Here is a 17,087-nt window from a genome sequence, read left to right on the forward strand (position 1 = left end):
ATTAGGGGGAATATTGAAACAGGGGAGGATATGGGTTTAACTGTTCTCCCCGGCTTTGGGAAATCAGGAACTATGGCTAGATGATGATGAAATCATTAGAGCCGAGAATGGTACTAATGTTATCGGTCGAAGGATCAATTGATTGCAGAATAGCCAGGTCAAAGGCGGGTAAACTATCATCAGATAAGTCCGGGTCAAAACCGAGAATATAGTTACCTTGGAAACCTGGATAGGTGAGGTTATTCCGGTAGAGGAACAAAGCGGAACCGCCATCTGAACCCCTTTGATTTTTGAGCGCGGCGTTAACGGCTTGAATATTATCAAAGGTGTCTTGGAAGATAATTAATTGTCGTCCGCTAATGTCGGTACCTTCGGAGCCTAGAGCGCTAATGATAGCACTTTGGAGGGGTGCGGCGGCGGTGCCAACGGTGGGAACTAAGCCATCAAAATTGTTTTCTCCAGATACAATTAAGAAGCGATCGTTTCCTGGTTGTTTAAAATCAGTGATGATATCGACTCCCTCGCCGGGGTTGAGGTAGTAGAAGACATTGTTACCGGAATTTCCTGTGAGTAGGTCAGAACCTGCTCCCCCAGATATGGTATCATCTCCAGTGCCACCAAAGATGGTATCATTGCCACTGTCTCCGAAGATGAGGTCGTTACCATCACCACCAAAGACCTGATCATTACCTGGTCCAGCAAATACGGTATCATTACCGGGTCCGGCTATAATCGAATCATTCCCAGCGCCGCCAAAGATGCTGTTATCACCGCCAATTCCATCAATGGTGTCGTTACCTTCACCACCAAACAGGGTGTCATCTCCCTCGCCGCCAACGATAGAATCGTTACCCAGTCCACCAAAAATGGTGTTATTACCAGAGCCAGCAATTAGGGTATCATTGCCTGGTCCGCCTTGAATGAGATCTCGACCAATTCCACCGAAGATTAAATCGTTACCGTCATCTCCAAATAATTGGTTATCGCCTCGCTCAGTAATTATGGTGTCATTACCATCACCACCAAAAATGGTATCGTTACCTGTGCCACCAGTGAGGGAGTCATTACCAACACCACCACTGAGTAAATTACCATCATCACCGCCGATAATGGTATCGTCTCCACCTTCTCCAAATAGACTGTTAATTCCGCTACCGCCAATGATGGAATCGTTACCGGGTCCACCAAAGATGGAGTCGTTACCTTCGTTACCCAATAGGGTATCGTTTCCTTCTCCACCATCAATGACATCATTACCACTTCCCCCCACTATGGAGTCATTTCCCGGACCTCCATCGAGGATATTTCGACCGCCAACACCCACGAGGGTATCATTACCACCAAATCCTTGAATGTACTCACTCAAGGCGGTACCCTCTATGTTGTCATCTTCATCAGTTCCCTGAATGAAGTCATCCACGACTGAGATACTAAAGATTTGCTGGGGTAAGGTGGCCACACTATCTGTGAGTCGGAATACTAAATCATCTACGCCAGACTCTCTACCAGAGGTATAGATAATAGCACCAGTATTAATGCTTTCTTGGCTGAATCGATCGCCAGTTCTAATGCGATCGGTGGAAGTAGTCCCCAATCTCTGCATAATACCAGCTTGAGGCTCTCTTAATACCTCATAAAATACCTCAGTCGGAAGATTGTCTGGGTCTTCGGCAAATAGGTTATTAACTGTGATGGTTTGTTGCTGAGTTGGCAGTAGGATAATCCCGCGATTAACTACTAATTCTGGCGGTTGATTAACCTGTATAAATACAGTGGCTTGGGCAGTGTTACCACTACCATCAGTTATGGTATAGGTAAAGGTTTCCGGCTCTACAAAGCCAGGATTAGGAGTATAAGTAAATGTTCCGCCTCTGGGGTCAGCAGGACTTTGGATTAAGTCCCCCCCTGTGGTCATGGTAAATTCAATCACCCTAATAGGTTGCCCTTCTGGGTCGCTATCATTGGCGAGTACGTCAAAGGTCACTGGTTGGTTCACTGCTCGTCTCACCCGGTCATCAACTGCGTTAGGTGGCAAGTTGATAGGGGGTGGGGGTGGCGGAAGTGGAGGTACAGGAGGGGTCGGTGTGGGTGTCGGTGGTGTCGGTGTGGGTGTCGGTGGTGTCGGTGGTGTCGGTGGTGTCGGTGGTGTCGGTGGTGTCGGTGGTGTCGGTGGTGTCGGTGTGGGTGGTGTGGGTATGCCGATGTCCAAGCCGACGACGGGGACAAAATCGGAGGCGGTTAAGTTATTGCTGTTAACCCCAATGAGAACTGCTAGGAACTCTCCATCACTACCATTACGGATAATAGCATTCCCGGCGTTTTCCTCGCTTTGGGTAATGCTGAGTTGTTCAAAGGTGAGGTTCCCCAACAAACCAATTTTATCAGTCCCACCAGTGAAGTCATTAATGACATTAGCTTCTTCTACGCTACCGCCGCCACTACCTTCGGCGATCGCAAAGGTGTCACTACCGGAACCACCTGTGAGGGTATCGGCTCCGAGACCTCCAAATAATAAATCATCTCCCACTTCTCCAGCAATTTGATCATCACCTTCGCCGCCGATGATAGTATCGTTTCCTGGTCCACCAAAAATGGTATCGTTTCCAACTCCCCCAAATAATAGATCAGCACCATCATTACCGAAGATTAAATCATCTCCTTGGCCACCATAAATCGTGTCGTTGCCGTCATCTCCCCAGAGGATATCATTACCTTTGTCACCAAAAATCAAGTCATTCCCAACACCACCCCGAATGCAGTCGTTGCCGTCCCCGCCATACATAGAATCTGCACCAGGTCCCCCCAATAGGGTATCGTTGCCGAGGTTGCCGAATAGTAAGTCATTACCATCCCCACCAATAATCAGGTCATTGTCCTGACCTCCATAGGCGGTATCATTACCCGGTCCGCCGTCTAGGGTATCGTTGCCTTGGTTGCCGAAGAGTAGATCGTCGCCTTCGTCACCTTGTAGGAGGTCGTTTCCAGCTAAACCGAAGATGGTATCGTTTCCAGCTAAACCATTAATGACATCATCCCCTGATGAGCCGATAATGGAGTCATCTCCGGTGGTTCCTTGACCTATTCCTTCGATAATTTGGGCTAAATCGCCAGGTTGAACTGAGATCACCACTTGCGCTAGGTCGGAGTCTGTCCCGTCGGTGACATTGTAACTAAAGCGATCAGTACCAAAGAAGTCTGGGTTAGGTCGATAGGTGAATATTCCCGCACCGTTGAAGATTAAGGCTCCGTTGGCGGTGCTGCTGAAGTTTTGAACGCTGAGGGTATCTCCGTCTGGGTCTGTGTCGTTGAAGAGTACATCAAAAAAGGTGTCTTGTCCCTGGGTGGTGGTGACAAAAACATCGTTGGCTATGGGAGGTTGATTTTCTCTGGGTTCTGGGTCTGGGTCAGTTCCTGGGTCAGTTCCTGGATCTGGTGATGGGTCAGTCCCTGGGTCTGGCTCTGGGTCTCCTGCATCGTCAGGGATAAAGACAAAGGAGCCGTCTGCACGGCTTTGGAGTCTACCGGGTTCTCGATTTAGAACGGTGAGGAATCCTTGGTCTTGTCCGCCGGCTCTAACTACTATTACGGTTTCACTGCTACCTTGAATTGTAGCTTCAAAGCCTGGCTCATCGGGAACAAATAGTGTGACTCCTCCCTCTCCGAGTAGGGTATCCCCTAAGCCGTTGGAGGCGGGTAATATGTTGGTGATGGACCCAGGGAAGGTTTCAAATCTGTTGGGTATTGGTTCGGCGGGAAAGATGAGGACAACTTGGTTGAGGCTGAGAATTTGATCTCCAGGAGATACTCGCAACGCAAGTTGAGCGGGGGCGGTGGGAATGGTTGAACTGGTCATGAGGTGACTCCTAATTGGTGATGACTTGGGAATTTTGGCATAGACAAGGGGTTATTTTAACGGTTAGGCTATTTAAGTTTTTGGGGGCATGATTTGGGGAAGGTAGCCACATGGGTGATTTGAAGTCATCGCCATAAGATGAATGGCTATCAATTTAAACAGATTAATGATGGCTCAGTCAATGCCCGTATACTAATATCGCAGAAACTGTGACTTTTAATCATAAATTATTGAGGTTTTCCGGTGACTGATTCTGGAAAATCAAGAGGTATTATTGAGTATATTTGTCATGCACAAACACTGAGAATTTACTGGTTCAGGGTGAATTATAGCTGAATTGGGAATTAATCAGCATTAAAAAATATTTGGTATGATTGAGATTATCTGATGAGTTTAGGGGGGTATTGAGCGGGATTTCATAAATTTAATTTGATTCATATGGCGGTTTTCCTAACTTCTCTCTTGGCAGAACTGATATATATACTACCCAGTTTTATCTGAGGTTTATCGACGGTTTCAACTATTGGGGAATGTAGGGTCGCAAAATTTTTCGCCCCTACAGATTAGGTCTAGGGGCGTATTGTACACTATTAACGAGGGGTAGAAGAGGTCCGAGTTGTTCTTGACCGTTAACTGATAATTCACTATGACACAGGTAAAGGCGATCGCTAACCCGACTTAATAAATCCCAGACTATCCTTTGTAGTCTTTGTTGGTTTGCTGCCATCATATCCTCACTGGTCCAAGGCTGTCTCTGCTGTTGAATATCTCTGAGAAACAGAGGCGCACCCCAAAGGCTACTGGCTCCCTCTTGGAACCAGAGGGGTGAGGCCACATCTAGCCAAAAGTGCCAGGAATGGGATTGGTGATTGACACGGTATTGGAAAATGGTGGCGAGGGTGACACGATGAGGTTTAACAGCCATTTCTCCCATGGGATAGGGGTTGGCGGTCACAACTCCCCGGCGCAACAGTTCAATAAATTGGCGAGTGATTTCGACGGTTTCTAAGGGTGATGGCTGGGGTTTGTCTCTGGTATAAATATTCCAAAAGTGGATGGCGGTTTCCATTAATTCCCGCAACAGGTCGATTTGTGCAAAAACCTTTAAGGCTGGGCGATTCATATCCATAATTAAGTAAGATGAACCTGTAGCCCTAGGAAGGAAAAATTCCTGGATGGCTCGCTCTAATAAGGCGACAGGACTGGGGAGGAGGTTCTGATGATACTGCTGTTGCTGTAGGGCTAACCACTCACAAATATATTTATAGGTGTTGGCTGCACGGTAGCCGAGGCAGTCCCAGCGTGGAAAGGTATTAATTGGCAGTAATTTCGGATTTTGCACATCAAGGGCGAAACAGTGATCAGCTAATAAACCGGCTCGCACTGGATCGATCGCATTCTGGATGGGAAAATTGGCCGCGGGTGAGTCGGGGTCTGATGTGCTGCTGTGTTTACTCTCTGGGATATGGCTACTGATAATGGTCAGCATTTCGGCGATCGCATCTCTATCTACTAACCGCCCTAAGCCTGGATATACTAAGGCGAGTAGGATAAGTAGCGATCGCACTACGGAAGAAGTGATCAGCGGTTGCTGTGGTTGGATTTCTTCTAGTGCAATACCCTCATGGGTTAAAATTTCCCGAATGCTATAGCGGGCGATCGCATCTAGCCCCGGAGCGATGATAGCAATATCCTGGGGCTGTACTTCATCATTTTTAATGGCTTCTATGATGGTTGTAGCAGTCCGCCGCAATAGTTCAGCCCTAGAGGTGGTTTCTATGGCAAAAACTGACTGCTGAGAGTTGCTCAAGTCGGGAAAGTGACCATAATCTTGATTTATCCATGACACCACCTGAGTACCGAGAGTTTTCGCTAAACCCTCGACAGGAGAAAGCTGTTCTATCTGACAGCGATCTTGCAACTGTGCTAGATATTTAGGATCTGCCCCTAAACCTAGTCTCACTGCACCTTGGGGATTGTAAGTAAATGCTCCCATCACTTGATTCTCTAATAAAAACTCGAATACATGGCGGGCGATCGCTGGGTATTCATCCACATCATCGGCTAAGATAACTCGATGCTGATTGAGCAGATGCTTTTGATAGGTGGGATGCTTTAACAAATGTGGCCAATATAAATCTGCTATAATCCCATAAGTCAGTAATCCCTTTTGCTGACACCAATTTTGCCAACGCAGGAGCATCTCGGTCATACAGGTATAGGTTGTCTCAGGAATGTCATCAACAGCCTCATGGCGTTCTAAAATACTAGGCAGATCTTCAACAGGCGTGCCGCTGAGTGCTGCTAGTTGTAATAGATCGAGGGTTGTACGGACAATGCGATCGCGTCCTTTCCCAAGGTCCGTTAATTTTCCGCTATCGATTTCAGGACTCCAAAGTTGGCTGGCAAGTTCCTGTTCTAGTTCAGGACGCAACCTCTGGGGAAATTGGGCTCTCAGGTCTAGGGCTTCAATTAGCAGGGGCCAGAACAAAAGCACTTCCTGCTGAAAAAATCCCATAATGGTGATGGCGGAAAATGGATATTGTCCAGCAGATGCTTGGGTTATCCTATCAACTAAATGGCGTTTATTGGTTCCATTAGCAGCTAAAACTAGGGGACGCAAGCCTTGTAGAGGGTGCTTGGGCTTAAATGGGGCTGAATAGGGCGCTTTGAGAGCGCCTAGATACATTTGACTCCAAAGACAAAATTGCTCTACCAAACGGGTAGTTTTACCTGTTCGTGAGCCTCCGGTAATCCACAGTGATTGCCAAACCACAGCCATTTCAGTAAAAGTGCTAATATACCCCGTACATTACCATTTTTTCGCGCCTAACCTCAAATAGGTGTTTATGGCAACTCACTATGACATCCTCAAATTGGACTCAGTTTAAGCGGTTTCTCAATCGCGCTAATCAGTGGTTTCGTGATACTCCTGATCGAGCTTTAGATCAGGCATTAGATGCGGCTCTCAAAATCCGCTCTCTGGAAAATGAGCATTTTCATGGTGAGGCGATCGGGTCGTCTTCTGATGAGTATAGCGATCGAGTCTTGTCTTATTTTAAATCGGAGGTTAATAGGTATTTACAAGTCATTCAAATGCGGTTGGCAGAATTTAACACTAGCCGCTCTATTTTCGCCATTTCCGAACAAATAGACCCCGCCGAACTTAATCGAAAGTTGCGGAATCAGGATGATATTTACGATCGCCATCAAGATGCCGATACCATTGCGATCGTCTGTGAAAAACTAGAATTTATTGATGCTGTAACTAGCCGTTATCATCAAAAAAAATCCCCAAGCAAAGTACCATCAACATCTAAAGCACTGGTAAAACTTGAGGACTTAGAAAGCCGTTCTCTGATACCTAACGATCCAGAAAATGGACTGGTTTCGCTTCCCCAAAAGTCTAAGTCTATTCTCAGTTCAGATATCCCTATTTCTCCCCCCAAAGCGGATAATAATCTTAAAGATAACCTCCAATCTGAAAACTCCGGCACTAGCTTTCTACCTCGAACTTTGCTCAGAACTGTGACTCGCATTAAACGGGAACTTAACCCAGAGTCAGAAGAACAGGTCATTAAAGATTATCGGAAATCGAAAGTTAAAACTATTATTGCAATTAGATTTATTCTCATTTTGATTTTAGTGCCGCTTCTGACTCAGCAATTGTCGAAAAACTTTGTGGTTGGTCCCTTGGTCGATAGATTTTGGGTAAATGAAAACACGCCCATATTTATGAATGTTGACATGGAAGAAGAAGCATTGATGGAAATCGAGAGATATGAGGCCAGGTTAAAGTTTGAGATGATGGTGGGTTTCATACCAGAATTAACCGAGGAAGAGTTGGAGGAAAGAACCCAAGCCAAAGCCATCAAAATTGCCGAGGAATATCGCACATTAAGTTCTAATGCTATTAAAAACATTTTTGCTGATATTATATCAGTGTTTACGTTTGTGTTAATTTTGTCTAACAACAAGCAAGAAGTGCAAGTTTTGAAATCATTTATGGGGGATATAATTTATGGTCTCAGTGATAGCGCCAAGGCATTTATCATTATTTTGTTAACTGATATGTTCGTAGGTTTCCACTCCCCCCACGGTTGGGAGGTAATTCTGGAAAGTGTGGCTAGACATTTCGGAGTAGCAGAAAGTCGAGATTTTAACTTTCTGTTTATTGCAACATTTCCGGTTATATTAGATGCGGTATTTAAGTATTGGATTTTCCGCTACCTCAACCGCAGTTCACCTTCCGCAGTATCGACCTATAAGACTATGAATGAATAACAGCAGCCCCGAGTTGGATCGGGTTTATTAATATGGTGGGGTGGGAAGGCGATCAACTAACAGAACCCGCCCCCATAATTATTAATTATTAATTATTATGGGAGGTAATTATGGAAAGTGTGGCTAGACATTTAGGAGTAGCAGAAAGTCGAGATTTTAACTTTCTCTTTATTGCAACTTTTCCGGTTATATTAGATGCGGTATTTAAGTATTGGATTTTCCGCTACCTCAACCGCAGTTCACCTTCCGCAGTATCGACCTATAAGACTATGAATGAATAACAGCAGCCCCGAGTTGGATCGGGTTTATTAATATGGTGGGGTGGGAAGGCGATCAACTAACAGAACCCGCCCCCATAATTATTAATTATTAATTATTATGGGAGGTAATTATGGAAAGTGTGGCTAGAAATTTAGGAGTAGCAGAAAGTCGAGATTTTAACTTTCTCTTTATTGCAACTTTTCCGGTTATATTAGATGCGGTATTTAAGTATTGGATTTTCCGCTACCTCAACCGCAGTTCACCTTCCGCAGTATCGACCTATAAGACTATGAATGAATAACAGCAGCCCCGAGTTGGATCGGGTTTATTAATATGGTGGGGTGGGAAGGCGATCAACTAACAGAACCCGCCCCCATAATTATTAATTATTAATTATTATGGGAGGTAATTATGGAAAGTGTGGCTAGAAATTTAGGAGTAGCAGAAAGTCGAGATTTTAACTTTCTCTTTATTGCAACTTTTCCGGTTATATTAGATGCGGTATTTAAGTATTGGATTTTCCGCTACCTCAACCGCAGTTCACCTTCCGCAGTATCGACCTATAAGACTATGAATGAATAACAGCAGCCCCGAGTTGGATCGGGTTTATTAATATGGTGGGGTGGGAAGGCGATCAACTAACAGAACCCGCCCCCATAATTATTAATTATTAATTATTATGGGAGGTAATTATGGAAAGTGTGGCTAGAAATTTAGGAGTAGCAGAAAGTCGAGATTTTAACTTTCTCTTTATTGCAACTTTTCCGGTTATATTAGATGCGGTATTTAAGTATTGGATTTTCCGCTACCTCAACCGCAGTTCACCTTCCGCAGTATCGACCTATAAGACTATGAATGAATAACAGCAGCCCCGAGTTGGATCGGGTTTATTAATATGGTGGGGTGGGAAGGCGATCAACTAACAGAACCCGCCCCCATAATTATTAATTATTAATTATTAATTATTAATTGTTAATTATGAGATTTCGGGGGGAATGGGGACGACAGGGGGTTCCTAAGCAAATTTGGGCTGCTGGTAGGTCACTGAAGACGCTGGATCTAGCGCCGACAACTGTATTAGCACCGATCGCCACACCCGGTCCGATAAAGCAATCTGTAGCCACCCACACCCCAGGGGCGATCGCGATTGAGGCGGTTTGTAGACCAAAAGCGGGGTCATGGATATCGTGGCTTCCGGTACACAAATAGGACTTTTGAGAAATCACGCAATGCTCACCGATTTCGATACGGTCTAGGCTATAAAGTACCACATCATCACCAATCCAACTATAATCACCGATCGCCACTTTCCAGGGGTAAGTAAACCTAGCGGTAGGTCGAATAATTACCCCTTGACCAATTTTGGCCCCAAACAGTCGCAAAATCCCACAGCGAATGTTATTAAACGGGTGAGGAGTGAGGGGAAAGGCGATCGCCTGAACCAGCCACCACAGCAAAATAAACCATCCTGGCTTCCCCCGGTCAAACCCAGATTGATCATACTTTCGCAGATCAACCCAGGCTTCTGTCGATGTGTCGGTTTTCGTCATTTTTCCACTGTTTGAGGTACAGACTGAGGCGTGACCGTGTTTGTGGTGGTTTTAGCCACATTCAACTGACCACCAAATTGACGCAATTCGTACAGTTTCACCCCAATTTGATATTCATATTGGCTCAATAGTCGGCCATAAATATAGCCAGCGCGACCATCCAAAAAACCCAGTTGGATAATATAGAATAGGATAAATCGCAACAGAGGCTTAAAGGGCAGTCGGACCCAAATAGTTTTTAAAAAGCGTTTCCGCTGGACTGCATCTCCAAATAAATCAGCCCCAATGGTTTTACTATCGTCCTGACCCGTGAGGATATTGTAGTAAACCCGTGCTTCCCAGTTAGAATAACGGTTATGGCGTTCTATCCAGTGGAACAAATCCCGGAAATCCTCATGAAGCATATCTTCTTGAAGATAACCGACTTTTCCTTCCGAGATAACTACGTGCTCGTGTACTTCGTTATCTCCGGTATTGCGGACATTCTCCGTGTTTAGATTTTCGTAGCGACCTAGTTTATGCTTGAATAGACGCAGGTTCCAGTCGGGATATTTACCGCCGTGGCGAATCCATTTCCCCAGGAAGAATACCCGACGATTAATGTAATAGCCAGAATATTCCGGGTCTTGGATTTTTTGGGCAATTTCTTGCCAAGATTCGGGGGTGATGCGTTCGTCACAGTCCACAATTAGCACCCATTCATTACGAAAGGGGAGGTTTTCTAAGGACCAGTTTTTCTTTTTCGGCCATTGACCATTGAAGTGGAATTGTACAACTTTAGCTCCCAGACTCTCGGAAATTTCCACAGTGCGATCGCTACTTTGAGAATCGACCACCAAAATTTCATCAGCCACAGCCACACTAGCTAGACAAGCGGGGAGGTTTTCCTGTTCATTTTTGGCAGGAATTAGCACGGAAACGGGAATTTTGGATGCAGTAATGCTCATAACACAATGTTGATAAGTAGACCATTAAGATAGGTGATTTCTCATGTTTTGGGTTTGGTGGCTGTGTTGTTGATGTTTAACAAACCAGCGATCGCCGCTCCTAAATAGCCAATTTGACCATAAGCATAAACCAAATTATCAAATCGGGTAGCTGGATCGTTAAAATACTTTAGGGATTTGTAAAGTCCTCTGACCATATTCTCGCCGCCCCGCCCTAATTGTCCCCAGTTGGCGCGTCCTGACAGTTGTTCACGGTAACACTCACTAATTCCCTGCCACCAGCCTCTCTCCATGAACCAACTGCGCTTAACTCTTTCCGGAGCGACATTATGAGCCACCAAAGCATCGGGAATATAAGCCACCTCCCAGCCTCGGTTGAGAGCTTCTTCTGTCATCACCAGTTCTTCGTTAGAAAGCAGCCGTTTTCCCACTCTACCTAGATTAGGGTCAAAGCCTCCAATTTGGTCAAGAAAGGTGCGGCGGATAGAGTAGTTTAGTCCTCTGGGGGTTAAGCCGGGATTAGTGATATAAAGGATATCATCTCCCAGGTTATATGCTCCTAAGTTTTCGGCTAAACCGGGGGATAGCCATGGGGGTGGGGTGATGCCTTCTGGCCAAATTAAGGTAACGCGACCTCCTGCTACGGCTAGTTTATGGTTGTCTTGATACGCTCTGTAGAGTACCCTTAGCCATTGGCGACTAGCGACGGCATCATCGTCTAGGTAAGCTAAAATTTGAGCCTGGGCGGTTTTGGCTCCGGTATTGCGGGCGACGGACAGACCTGTGATCGGCTCGTAGACATAACCGAGTTTAGGGTGATCGAGTTTGCTTTCGACTATTTCACGGGTGCGATCGCTCGAAGCATTATCTACCACTATCACCTCAAACTCATCAAATTCCTGGTCTAGCAAGCTATCGATCGCCGCCCCTAAGTAGTTGGCTCGATTATGGGTACAAATGATCGCAGAAATCAGCGGTTCAGACATAACTAGAGTTCCTAGAGGTTGCTGATGGGTTTCCCAACCGTTGATGCAAATTCCCTGACCACTAATCTGGGTTAACTTAGTCCCCACGGGTCGCAGTTACGAGCCTAGATTAGGATGCTATCATTTTACACAATCTTTATCAAAATTCCCATTATTTTTACAGAACCCCCTGTTAAATTGGTCTAGCCTTGGTGTTTAATCATCCTCGCGGGGATTAAATAATTTTGATAGCGTTCCTCCCTATAACATTAATTACAGCTTGTTCAGTCTTGAATTTTTACAGTAGCAGCATTTAATAAACCAGTTGGTAAAGGCATTTGTTTCAATGAGCATCAGACCGAGTTTAATTACAGCTAAATGGGAAAGAATTGTTGACTTGTGTTGATGTTGGTATTATAATAGAAGTAACTGGTTGTTTTTCATAAACCTAGCGATCGCTGTAAAATTGAGCGAAGGGCGATCGCTTTTTTTGTGATGTTAGCCTTGAGGGAGGTTAGACAGAGGTTAGACCAAGGTATCGCCATTGGAGCATGATTTAATCTCAAATTAGGTTAATATTTTAGGGCAATAGGGTATAATAAGCGAGAAGGGTTGAGGATAAACCTATTGCCAGATATGTCAAACCCAAGGAAGCGGCCCAAATCCTTCGAGTCCATGAAAGAACACTCCGCAGATGGGACTCCAATGGCTCAATCGAGACCATCAGAACCCCCGCTGGGCAACGACGATACAACGTTGAGTGATATACTGCCAAATCAGGCAGTGACAAACGCAAAGTCGTTATCTATGCCAGAGTTAGTAGCCGCGCCCAGCAGTCAGACCTCAACCGACAGGTGGCCGCACTGTCCAACCTCTACCCCGAAGCAGAAGTCGTCTCAGAAATCGGAGGCGGGCTCAACTTCAAGGGAAAGAAAATGCTGGCCTGACTGGGACATCATTTGTCAGGAGATGTCCGCATGGTTGTCGTTGCCCACCAAGACCGATTGGCAATATGGGGATTTGACTTGTTTCGATGGCTCTGTGAGCAAAACAGTTGCTCACTCATGGTTCTCAACGAGACAAGTCTCAGTCCAGAACCAGAAATGGTTGAGGACATCCTCGCCCTCCTCCACTGCTTTAGCTCCAGATTATACGGACGGAGTAAATACAAAACTCAGGTCAAAGAAGATCCGGATTTACCCCAGCCCGGAGCTAAATCAAGTCTGGCGCCAATGGTTGGCCGCTTGTCGGTATTGCTACAACCAAGCAATTGCATTATCCCGGAGTGGTAAACGACTAAGCAAGTTAAAGTTACGCAATAAAGTGATGCAGAGTGACTTACCCGAATGGGTCAAAGAAACACCCTGCCATATTCGGCAGAATGCTATCTTTGATGCCTATCTCGCCTTTTCAGCCAGTCCTGGCGCAAGGTTTAGGAGCTGTCGGGATAGTTCTCAAGCCATCAAGTTTAACGATGCTAATTTCTCTTCAGGGAGTTGGTATCCAAGACTCACGAAAGGATTAACTTTCATGGTTTCCGAACCCATCCCTAAAACTTGCGGGCAAGGGACTCAGTTGGTGTTTACCAAAGGTCGATGGTTGGCGATTTTCCCTGAACCAGTTGCCGTTACCACAACTGACGCTACTGGCGTGATTGCATTAGACCCGGGCGTCCGAACTTTTATGACCGGGTTTGATGGTTCACGATTTCTGGAATTGGGCTCCGGGGATATTGGACGCATTACTAGGCTATGTCAACATTTGGATGATTTGATGAGCCGAATCGCCAAGGAACCCTGTCGTTCAAGAAGGCGACGGATGAGGCAAGCGGCTCAACGAATGAGAACCAAAATCCGCAATCTAGTTGATGAAGCCCACAAACAAATTGCTCACTACTTGACTCACAACTACAGCCTAATTTTTTTGCCGACCTTCGAGACTTCCGATATGGTTGCCAAGGTGAAGCGTCTAATCAGGTCTAAGACTGCCCGCGCCATGCTGACATGGGCGCATTATAGATTCAAACTAACCCTGAGACATCAAGGGGAAATAACTGGAACCACAGTTGTAGATGTGACGGAAGAATACACCAGCAAAACCTGTACTCACTGTGGTCATGTCCATTCCCAGCTAGGTGGCTCAAAAGTGTTCCGATGTCCTGAGTGCGGGTTCACTCTACCCAGGGACTGGAACGGTGCTTTTGGAATCTTTCTAAAAGCTTTGCGGGATACCGCCTCTGTTACCTTAACGGGTAATAGTGCTATCGTCGCATTGTCAGGCAATAGCCGGATAAATGTCGCGTAAATGTATCAGTCTACTAATCCAGAAGACCGGGCGCTTGAGCCGGAGAACTGTGATTGTGCTAAGGTTTGAGGGAAGGTATGCGTTTAGATTAGCTGGTAGTCAACAACAGCTAGTCAGTTTCCCAGCTAATGGAGATATTGCATGAGTTTACCATCAACCAATGCCCAACTCAAAATTCACAGCAGCACATCTGTTTCGGAAATACTCATTGATAATGGGGTAGCTTCCATTGGTCGCGCCCCCGATAACACCGTAGTATTAACAGATATGAGTGTTTCGCGGCATCACGCCGAGATTAAACTAGAAGGCGATCGCTATGTAATTGTGGATTTAGGCAGTACCATTGGCACACTGCTAAACGCAGATACAATTCCCCCCAAAACGCCACAACCCTTAGCCAATAATGACACCATCCAAATAGGCGATACTAAACTAACCTTTTGCTTTAGTTCCCTGGCTGTAGCCCCAACCCAAGCCGCCGCCCCAGCCAGATCAGAAAAAACAGTGATTGATAACACTATAGGGCAGAGCAGTGGCACGGTACTAAGTTTTACCCTAGAGTTACGGGGAAAAGATCTAATTACTATTGGTCGCGATGGGAGTAATCATACAGTCATTAATCATCCCTCCGTGTCTCGCCACCATGCCCAAATTGCCCGGAAAAACGGGTCTTTTGTGTTAACAGACCTAAACTCTACCAATGGAACCTTTGTCAATGGTAAAGTAATTACAGGCGATCGCTCCCTGGCGGTGGGAGATAATATTCGCATCGGTCCTTGTCGGTTCACCTTAAACATTGATGAGACCCTAGTACAGGTCAACGAAGAAGGTAATCTGCGCCTCGATGCGGTAGGCTTAAATAAACAGGTTTCCAAAGAAGTTAACCTACTCAATGATATTTCCCTATCGATACAGGCGCGGGAATTTGTGGTAGTGGCTGGGGTTAGTGGCGGCGGTAAATCTACCCTTCTTGATGCCCTAAACGGCTTTCGTCCAGCTACGGGGGGTCATGTATTAGTCAATGGGGTTGACTTGTACAAAAACTATAACGCCTACCGCACCGAAATTGGTTATGTTCCCCAAAAGGATATTGTCCATACTGAGTTAACTGTGACTCAGGCTTTGGATTATGCAGCCCAATTACGAATGCCTGCTGATACCACTGTAGCAGAAAGACAGAAACGGGTTGATGAGGTTCTCCAGGATTTGGGATTATCTCACCGTCAAGATGTTCCGATTAAAGCCCTCAGTGGCGGTCAACTCAAGCGGGTATCTATTGGGGTGGAATTGTTGACTAAGCCTAGTTTATTCTTTTTGGATGAGGCAACCTCTGGCTTAGATCCGGGTACAGAAGCTGATATTATGAATCTGCTGCGAAATCTGGCAGACCAAGGTAGGACGGTGATTTTGATTACCCATGCTACCGATAATGTGATGCTGTGTGATTTAGTAGTCTTTTTAGGTGCGGGGGGTCGGATTGCTTATTTCGGCCCTCCTCAAGAAGCCCAGGAATATTTTGGGGTTGAGCGCTTTAATCAAATTTATCATAAGGTGGAAAGGGAGCGATCGCCTGAAGATTGGCAGCAGGATTATCTCAACTCTTCCCAATACCAAAGGTTTGTGGTTAAACGCCAAAATACTCTCAGCAATGTTCAGGCTGAAACTAATGGTAATAGGCGATCGCAACAGGTTCCCGGCGCGACAATTAAACGGGTTTCCGCTTGGCGACAGTTTCTGATTTTATCGAATCGGAATTGGTCAATTTTAAGGCGCGATCGAGCTAGTTTAATCTTAATGTTAGCGATCGCGCCTATTCTCGGTATACTGGACTGGTTTACGTGGAATCGCTATATGTTTGACGATACCAAAGGCGATTTTGGGCAGGTCATTACCATGCTATTTGTTACCGCCTTAGTCGCCGTCATGGTCGGTAGTATCGCCACCATGCGCGATATTGTCAAAGAAGCCGATATCTACCGCCGGGAAAGGACTATTGGTTTACAAATTCTTCCCTATATTCTTTCCAAGGTTTGTATAGCTTCAGTATTCGCCTTATATCAAGCTGCAATTTTCCTATTGTTTAAACTGATAGCTGTTCAGATTCCTGGTGACTTTTCCGTTTATGGTTCCTTGTACATAACCTTAGTTTTGGCTACCATGGCAGGAATGGTAATGGGACTATTGGTTTCCGCTATTTCTCCCAATCAGAATATCGCCCCTTTATTGACCATTATCTTTTTGGTTCCTCAAATTACTTTTGGCGGAGGAATGCTACCTATTAACACCTTGGGATTACCAGGACTCATTATTAATCATCTCACCCTCACCAAATGGCCGTTTGAATCCTTTGTTACTATCACTGGAGTAGGTCGAGATGTAGCTGAAGACCCCTGTTGGCAGTTAGATGAGGATGAACGCGATGCCTTAACTGATGCCCAAAAACAGGACTGTATTTGTTTAGGAACTAGCCTATTTAGTCAATGCAGTTTTCCCGGTATTTTAGCTAAGTATAATCCGGCTGTTGACCAGCCAGAACCCGTCCGTCCTGAATCTCCTGGCGACCCTCCCCAACAACCTACTAGACCTGATAACCCATCTTTTCAGGCGCAACTGGACTATGAGGATGAGATGGATCAATATCAAGCCGATTTAGAAGCCTATCAAGACCGGGTTAATGAGTACCAGACAGCTATTCAACAATGGCAGGATGAGTATGGAGAATGGCGAGGTAAATATGAGGGTGCTTTAGGCGAAGCGGAAGGAACCATTAAGCGTTTTTTCCAGGACTATGGTTCCATGTTTAATGTGAATGTCGGCAAATATTGGGGGATTTTGATAGGTTTAATTGCGGTGATGTTTGGCTTGTTATTAGTCGTGCAAAAACGCAAGGACGTAATTTAACAACCCTGATACAATTGAGGGT

Annotated in this window: 8 protein-coding genes and 5 pseudogenes; 8 read left to right on the forward strand and 5 right to left on the reverse strand. The window is 45.5% G+C overall.

The features are described from left to right. Positions 1–76 precede the first annotated feature (76 nt). A complete protein-coding gene (locus XZ46_RS07020; RefSeq protein WP_008049280.1) occupies positions 77–3,853 on the reverse strand; it encodes an Ig-like domain-containing protein in 3,777 nt (1,258 codons plus the stop codon). 556 nt (positions 3,854–4,409) lie between these two features. Continuing rightward, on the reverse strand, positions 4,410–6,635 hold the full coding sequence (locus XZ46_RS07025; RefSeq protein WP_008049281.1) for a hypothetical protein: 2,226 nt from the start codon (positions 6,633–6,635) through the stop codon (positions 4,410–4,412). Between the two features lie 80 nt (positions 6,636–6,715). On the opposite strand from XZ46_RS07025, the gene XZ46_RS07030 reads away from it, so the two are divergent. From XZ46_RS07030 to XZ46_RS28570, 5 genes and pseudogenes are all read left to right on the forward strand, one after another. After that, on the forward strand, positions 6,716–8,137 hold the full coding sequence (locus XZ46_RS07030) for a proton extrusion protein PcxA (RefSeq protein WP_006620804.1): 1,422 nt from the start codon (positions 6,716–6,718) through the stop codon (positions 8,135–8,137). Positions 8,138–8,235: 98 nt separating this feature from the next. Continuing rightward, positions 8,236–8,418: pseudogene (locus XZ46_RS28555) on the forward strand (proton extrusion protein PcxA); the annotation flags it as partial. A 98-nt stretch (positions 8,419–8,516) separates the two neighbouring features. Continuing rightward, a pseudogene (locus XZ46_RS28560) lies at positions 8,517–8,699 on the forward strand (proton extrusion protein PcxA); the annotation flags it as partial. Positions 8,700–8,797: 98 nt separating this feature from the next. Next, positions 8,798–8,980 (forward strand): annotated as a pseudogene (locus XZ46_RS28565) (proton extrusion protein PcxA); the annotation flags it as partial. A gap of 98 nt (positions 8,981–9,078) precedes the next feature. Further along, positions 9,079–9,261 (forward strand): annotated as a pseudogene (locus tag XZ46_RS28570) (proton extrusion protein PcxA); the annotation flags it as partial. A 102-nt stretch (positions 9,262–9,363) separates the two neighbouring features. Here XZ46_RS28570 and hpsU read toward each other — a convergent pair. From hpsU to XZ46_RS07045, 3 genes are read right to left on the reverse strand one after another with little or no spacing between them, the layout of a single operon-like run. Continuing rightward, positions 9,364–9,948 carry a hormogonium polysaccharide biosynthesis acetyltransferase HpsU gene (gene hpsU / locus XZ46_RS07035; RefSeq protein WP_006620803.1) on the reverse strand — a complete coding sequence of 195 codons (585 nt, stop codon included), beginning with the start codon at positions 9,946–9,948 and terminating at the stop codon, positions 9,364–9,366. After that, entirely contained in the window at positions 9,945–10,895 is a 951-nt protein-coding gene (locus XZ46_RS07040; protein ID WP_006620802.1) for a glycosyltransferase family 2 protein, read from the reverse strand. The genes hpsU and XZ46_RS07040 overlap by 4 nt, the downstream gene beginning before the upstream one ends. Before the next feature lie 41 nt (positions 10,896–10,936). After that, entirely contained in the window at positions 10,937–11,881 is a 945-nt protein-coding gene (locus tag XZ46_RS07045) for a glycosyltransferase family 2 protein (protein ID WP_174447157.1), read from the reverse strand. 605 nt (positions 11,882–12,486) lie between these two features. On the opposite strand from XZ46_RS07045, the pseudogene XZ46_RS38535 reads away from it, so the two are divergent. The 3 genes and pseudogenes from XZ46_RS38535 to XZ46_RS07060 all read left to right on the forward strand — a co-directional run. Beyond that, positions 12,487–13,059 (forward strand): annotated as a pseudogene (locus XZ46_RS38535) (IS607 family transposase); the annotation flags it as partial. Further along, complete coding sequence (locus tag XZ46_RS28575; protein WP_081593244.1) at positions 12,968–14,164, forward strand: RNA-guided endonuclease TnpB family protein; 1,197 nt, start codon at positions 12,968–12,970, stop codon at positions 14,162–14,164. The pseudogene XZ46_RS38535 and the gene XZ46_RS28575, both read left to right, overlap by 92 nt. 141 nt (positions 14,165–14,305) lie before the next feature. Beyond that, complete coding sequence (locus XZ46_RS07060) at positions 14,306–17,065, forward strand: FHA domain-containing protein (protein ID WP_008049294.1); 2,760 nt, start codon at positions 14,306–14,308, stop codon at positions 17,063–17,065. Positions 17,066–17,087 lie beyond the last annotated feature (22 nt).

Origin of the sequence: Limnospira indica PCC 8005 (genome assembly GCF_000973065.1) — a bacterium.
In the GTDB taxonomy this organism is placed as follows: domain Bacteria; phylum Cyanobacteriota; class Cyanobacteriia; order Cyanobacteriales; family Microcoleaceae; genus Limnospira; species Limnospira fusiformis.

Excerpts from the sequence above, each read along its gene's own strand:
- XZ46_RS07020 (WP_008049280.1), bottom strand. The coding sequence starts at position 3,853 with ATGACCAGTTCAACCATTCCCACCGCCCCCGCTCAACTTGCGTTGCGA.
- XZ46_RS07040 (WP_006620802.1), bottom strand. The coding sequence starts at position 10,895 with ATGAGCATTACTGCATCCAAAATTCCCGTTTCCGTGCTAATTCCTGCC.
- XZ46_RS07060 (WP_008049294.1), top strand. The coding sequence starts at position 14,306 with ATGAGTTTACCATCAACCAATGCCCAACTCAAAATTCACAGCAGCACA.
- XZ46_RS07025 (WP_008049281.1), bottom strand. The coding sequence starts at position 6,635 with ATGGCTGTGGTTTGGCAATCACTGTGGATTACCGGAGGCTCACGAACA.
- XZ46_RS07045 (WP_174447157.1), bottom strand. The coding sequence starts at position 11,881 with ATGTCTGAACCGCTGATTTCTGCGATCATTTGTACCCATAATCGAGCC.
- XZ46_RS07030 (WP_006620804.1), top strand. The coding sequence starts at position 6,716 with ATGACATCCTCAAATTGGACTCAGTTTAAGCGGTTTCTCAATCGCGCT.
- hpsU (WP_006620803.1), bottom strand. The coding sequence starts at position 9,948 with ATGACGAAAACCGACACATCGACAGAAGCCTGGGTTGATCTGCGAAAG.